This window comes from Arthrobacter agilis (genome assembly GCF_006494655.1).
Classification (GTDB): Bacteria; Actinomycetota; Actinomycetes; order Actinomycetales; family Micrococcaceae; genus Arthrobacter_D; species Arthrobacter_D agilis.
This window is the reverse complement of the sequence record NZ_VHIM01000019.1, coordinates 1-2,887: the sequence shown is the minus strand read 5'-3', so window position 1 is coordinate 2,887 and position 2,887 is coordinate 1. Positions and strand designations below refer to the sequence as shown.

General features: G+C 64.4%; 4 protein-coding genes. All 4 read left to right on the top strand.

What is annotated here, in order from left to right; genetic code table 11:
• The first annotated feature begins 171 nt into the window (after window positions 1–171).
• The 4 genes from FJV46_RS15020 to FJV46_RS15005 all read left to right on the top strand — a co-directional run bounded on the left by FJV46_RS15020 (window position 172) and on the right by FJV46_RS15005 (window position 2,453).
• Window positions 172–399: a hypothetical protein gene (locus FJV46_RS15020; protein WP_087025266.1), complete on the top strand. Its 228-nt coding sequence runs from the start codon at window positions 172–174 to the stop codon at window positions 397–399.
• Window positions 396–872, top strand: a complete 477-nt coding sequence (locus FJV46_RS15015) for a hypothetical protein (protein ID WP_087025263.1) — start codon at window positions 396–398, stop codon at window positions 870–872. The genes FJV46_RS15020 and FJV46_RS15015 overlap by 4 nt, the downstream gene beginning before the upstream one ends.
• Window positions 873–1,027: 155 nt before the next feature.
• Window positions 1,028–1,840 (top strand): phage major capsid protein, encoded by an 813-nt coding sequence (locus tag FJV46_RS15010; RefSeq protein WP_087025260.1) that lies wholly within the window; start codon window positions 1,028–1,030, stop codon window positions 1,838–1,840.
• A gap of 283 nt (window positions 1,841–2,123) precedes the next feature.
• Window positions 2,124–2,453: an HNH endonuclease signature motif containing protein gene (locus tag FJV46_RS15005; protein ID WP_306298266.1), complete on the top strand. Its 330-nt coding sequence runs from the start codon at window positions 2,124–2,126 to the stop codon at window positions 2,451–2,453.
• Window positions 2,454–2,887 lie beyond the last annotated feature (434 nt).

Below are 2,887 nucleotides of genomic sequence, written 5' to 3'. Positions count from 1 at the left end.
GTGAACGGACTCATCGAACTCCACCGCCGCGTCGCCCGAGGATTCCGCAACCGAGACAACTACCGCCTACGCATGCTCCTCATCGGCGGCGGACTCAGCCACTCCCACCTCAAGTAAGAAGAGCCGGATATCCGCACCTGATTCCATCCAAGAGACAAGCGAGCAAGAGCTATGAGCGAGGAAGTGTTGGAAGAGAAGGGCCTTGCCGCCCTGCAGGCAGAGCGTGCCGCGCACAAGGCAGCGGCGCGGGACGTGCGCAGGCTGAGGCAGGAGCTGCGCGAGATGCGCGATAAGGCAGAGCTGTGGGAGTACCGGGCCAAGCGGTATTCGACCGAGCGGGACCAGCTCCGCTCCCGCATTGCACACTCGAGGACCGACCAGAAGGACGCCGCATCATGAGCACTTCACAGACCACCAAAGCCAATCAGGCGACCGACGACGCTACCACCGAGCCGCTGGCAACCGAGGACGTCCAGGCCGACGCTCCGGAGCCCGTAGAGGCTCCCGACGACGGCAAGAGCAAGGCCGGCCGGGAGGCCGCGAACTACCGGCGCAAGCTGCGTGAGACAGAGGCCGAGCGGGACAGCCTGGCGGCAAGCGTGGACTCCCTGCAGCGGCAACTCGTGGCGGGCAACATGCCTCAGGGCAGCACCCTGACTGCTGACGCCCTCTGGTCCACCGGGCGGGCGGCAAGCGAGTTCTTCAGCGAGGCAGGAGAGCTGGACAGCGCCGCCCTGACCTCGGCTGTCCGTGAGACCCATTCAACGCTCGGTGTCCACTTTGGCCCTGATCCTGTGCGAGAGCAGGGGCAGCGAAGCGGGGGTGGTCCCGCTGGGCCTAGCTGGGGTGACGCGCTGCGCGCTCGGAAGTAGCTGAAAGCGACTGCAGGCCGGTATAGTTATCCCAGCGATGAGATATCGGCCTGCGGCCGTCTTAGCGCCACGCAGCCCCTGGACGGGCATCTAGGTAGAGGCAGGACCTCCCTAGGACAGACATTCATCTCCCGTCCTTGAAAGGGCACACTCTCATGACTCTTCTTTCCGCTGCCGCTGGTGGCATCCTGCCCCCGGAGTATTCCGAACTCATCACCAAGCCGATCACCGAGCAGGCGCTTGCCTTCCAGCTCGCCCTTGCAACGGCGGTCACCACCGGGGCATCGACCCTCAACATTCCGATCGTCGAAGAGGACGCCGGCGCTTCCTGGGTTGCCGAGGGTGCCGAGATCTCGCCTGACGATCCGGTGCTCGGAGAGCTGCCGATTACGCCCGCCAAGGTCGCCGGCCTGACTATCATCTCCCGCGAGCTCGCCCGCGACTCCAGCCCCGACGCGCAGCGCATCGTGGGGGACGGGCTGGCCCGCTCGATCATCGCGCAGGTGAACGCTGCGTGGCTGGGCAACCTCGCCAGTCCCGCGCCTAAGGGCCTGGCATCCCTGACGGACACCGCGACCGTCGCGGGCGACCTGACGAACCTCGACGCTTTCGCTGAAGCCGTCGCAGCGGCCGAGGGTGAGGGTGCCAACATCACGGGTTGGGTGCTCTCGCCAGTCGATGCGCTCGCCGTCGCCGTCCTGAAGACCGCGACAGGATCGAATCAAGCGCTGACCAACGATCCGCGCGTGCTTCAGGGCCGCCCGGTCTTCGTGGATGCCAAGGTGCCCACCGGCACCGCGTGGGGTCTGGACTCTTCCACAGCGATCACGGTCCTGCGTGAGGACGTCGAGATCGCCGTCAGCGAGGATGCCTTTTTCTCGAGCGATCGCGTCGCCATCCGGGCAACCGCCCGTATCGGTTTTGGGTTTCCGCGATCCTCCACCGTCGTGAAGCTCAGCTTCGTCTGATCGCCCTGACAAGGCCCGTCGTCTCCAGCGGCGGGCCCCCCATCTCATCTCCGAGAGGAATGCTTGTGGCTAGGACTACTTGGCAGGCGGCGGCTCGAGCAGTGGGTGCCGCTGAGCGCGGTGGGCTGGCCCAATGCCCAAGCTGCAGCGTCCCGCTGAACTATCAGCGCGGCAACCTCCCCAACAGTGCTGTCTCGACGGCTGATGGAGTCGTAACGTGCTCGCGCTGCGCAGACCTCACCGAGCTTGCGCTGTGCTCGGCGTCGGGTGTGAACTTCACAGGATGTGCAAGCTAATGGCTACCAGCAGGACAGGAACTAGCCAATGGCTGAAGCTGGCTCAGCAGGCAAAGTACCTTGCCTTACGGGGCGGGCTGAACAACTGCCGGTTCTGCGGCGTGGAGTTGAACTACCGGCGAGGCCGACTGCCCAATAGTGCAGAGGTGGACCACATACTTCCTGTGTCACGCGGGGGACAGGACGCCATAGAGAACCTGCGCGCGGACACGTGTCGAACCTGTAATAGGCGTAAAGGTGCGAGGCTTGCACCACGCGGCACACCACCACAACCACCAAAGGATCTCGGGCCGCTGAAGACTACGCGACAGTGGTAAACCAATACGAGATACGCACGTTTTCAGGGTGCTGTGGGGAAGGCCATCGCTGAGTAACGCGAGGGTATGACAGGGCCGCTGAGCCTCTACCTGCGTAGCTGACGGAGCGACGGTACAGCTCCGCCAGAGCGGTCCGGCAACGTGTATCAGGAGGGGTGGCGGGTTAGCCCTTCCCCCAGTGCCGCCCCTCGCATCCTCAGCATTGCGAGATATTTACCCCCGGCACTCCACGCCAGGCCAAAATGAGTGGAAATCGCCGCCTTCGGGGCCATCTAGCTCTCTTTTGGGCCTTGAAGCGCCCACTTAGCCGGCTCATCGTAAATAAGAGTGCAGTTGGGGTCTGAAGCCGCCTGATTCGAGGAGGCTGCGGGCGATGTAGTGGGTGAGGTTTCGGAAGCCGAGGGCTGATCCGCGGAGGTGCTCGAGCCGTCCGT